At 61.7% G+C, this 2,468-nt stretch carries 1 protein-coding gene; it reads right to left on the bottom strand.

The annotated features are described in order from the left end of the window. The coding region (gene traA, locus QSK43_RS26960) for a Ti-type conjugative transfer relaxase TraA (RefSeq protein ID WP_332306015.1) at positions 1–2,402 on the bottom strand (2,402 nt) is incomplete at its 3' end. Positions 2,403–2,468 lie beyond the last annotated feature (66 nt).

The raw sequence follows: 2,468 nt of genomic DNA, 5'->3' as shown, positions 1-2,468 counted from the left end.
ATGGCCCGCTTGAGATCGACGCCCCACACTGTGCGCCGCTCGCCCTTGTCATTCTCCAGGGTGACGAAGTAATTCTCGCGCGCCTGGCGATTATGCGCGTAGGGCGCAACGCCGTGATCGACCAGCCGGCCCGCACTGGCGAACTCCTGGCTGTCGGCATAGAGCTGCACGCCGTCGCGGTGCCTTGTCATGGCGACATAGGTCAGATGCCGGTCCATGGTGCTGGACGCCAGCACAAAGGCGCGATCGACCGTCGCCCCCTGGTTTTTATGGATCGTCGTCGCATAGCCGTGGTCGATCGCCTGGTAGCTGTCTGTCGGAATGCTGACACTTTCGCCGCCCCGGCCATCGAGCCGGGCGATAATCAGGCCCTTTTCGACATGCTCGACCGTGCCAGGCATGCCGTTTTTCACGCGGAGGTCCCGGTTGTTTTCGAGGAATACGATCCGGTCACCGGCGGCGAAGGCGCGCTTGCCGTTTTTGGTCTGGAACGTGAGTTCTCGACCGTTCTCACCGTCGCCCCGCCCGTGGCTGCGCTCCAGCTCCTGTCTGTTCTGAAGTTCGGAGCGGATGGCGGCATTGAGGGCACGCACATCGGCACGGCGATGCGCCATGGCAACCCGGGTGCCATCCGGACGCCCGGCACGGTCGGCAAGATAATCACGCACGATCTGCGCCATCGCCGCGTCGCGGCTTTCCGCAAAGTGAATGTCGCCGTGATCCCGGTAGGCGGCGAGGCCCTCGGCCGTCTTGTGGGTCGCAAAGGCAACCGACGCTTTTCTCTGCCAGTCATGGCGCTGGCGGCGTATCCCGGAAAGTTCGACATGACCGATCTGCTCGGCAATCGCCCTGAAGGGTGCTCCGGCCCCGATCGCCTGTAGCTGCTCATGGTCGCCGACAAGAACGATCTTTGCGCCGCGCTCTTCCGCTTCTCCGATAAATCGGGCGAGTTGCCGGCTCCCGACCATGCCGGCCTCGTCAATGACAAGCACGTCGTCGCGACCGATCACACCCCGGCCATTGTCCCAGCTGTAAGACCACGACGCCAGGGTGCGGCTCTGGATGCCGGAACTTTCCTCAAGACCCTCGGCTGCCTTTCCGGCCAGCGCCGCACCATGGACCTGATACCCCTGAGCCTCCCACGCCTCACGAGCGGCTGCAAGCATGGTGGACTTTCCAGCGCCGGCGAACCCGACCACAGCCGCGATGCGTTCAGGCCCTGTGATATGCTTGATCGCCTGACGCTGTTCGTCCGACAATCCTGCTGACGGATCGCTCTCAGCCGACGGTCCGCCGGAACTTTTCCGAATAGCGTTATCCTGCCTCTCCATCGCGCGCTCGACATGGCGAGGATCGACCAGATGGCCATGCGCCTGATGCAACCGTTCCGCCGACCGCGCCATGTCGAGTTCCAGATCGATCAGTTCCCGCGTCGAATAGCGCGCTCTGGACACTTCGCCTGTCCCGGCATCGATGCGCTCAGTCTGAAGCTCCACGAGCGCTGGCGACGCCATGACCGACGCAAAGGCGTTCTGGAATGTCTGCGCGTCATCGTTGATGTAGCGATGCAGGGTCTTGGCAATATCGTGCCGATCGAACACGCTCTTCTCATTGCTGATCAGCGTCAGAACCTGTTCCGGCTTCTGGCGGATCAGCCTGGCATTCTGCCGTGCTGCCTCGTCATCCAGTCGCCCGCGCTCGACTGCCATTCCCTGCTGCTGCATCTGCGAAGCATGCACGCCCATATGCCCGGTCGGCGACAACTCAAGACCGCGCTCCGCATGTGATCGGTGATCGATGCGAACATCCAGGCCTTCGCGTTGAAGCTGACGGTTGGCGATGCTTTCCCATGACTGCCTGATATCGCGAAGCTGCATGTCGGTTGTCGCCATGCCATTTGCCAGCAGCCGTGCGTTCTTGTGCTCAAGAAAAGTTTTCTCGCCAGGGCCGGCTTCGTGAACCTCTCGCGTCGTCATCAGCACATGCGCATGGTAGTTCCGGATGTCACCCTGCTCGCCTGGCGAATGGATTGCAAAATCCACTGCCGCGCCATAGCGGTTTGCCAGATCCTGAGCAAAGGCTCGCGCGGCCTTCAGTCGCCCCTCTGTCGAAAGCTCATGCGGAAGCGCGATTTCGAATTCGCGAGCGACGCGGGCATCCTTTCGCTTTTCTGCAAACTCGGCAGCGTTCCACAAAGTCGAACGATCCAGAGCCCAGAAGGCGGACACGCCTTCCGGCAGCACGATCTCAGTATGCTCCACACCCTCTTTGCGGGTAAAATCATGCACAAGGCCATCGCGTTGATTGGTGAGGAGAACCGCACAACGGTAGGCGGCAGATGCCACAGCGCTGCGGCCAGATGACCGCGAGACAGGTTTCGTGCTGAGATGATAAATCGCCAAACGAAATCCCCGGTTCTCAAGGAGGACGTCAAACGCTCAAACGCGCCGCAAGTCGGCCGCAAGTCG

The sequence above is a fragment of the Rhizobium sp. GR12 genome, assembly GCF_036596185.1.
GTDB lineage: Bacteria > Pseudomonadota > Alphaproteobacteria > Rhizobiales > Rhizobiaceae > Agrobacterium > Agrobacterium nepotum.
This window is presented reverse-complemented; position numbering and strand designations above follow the sequence as displayed.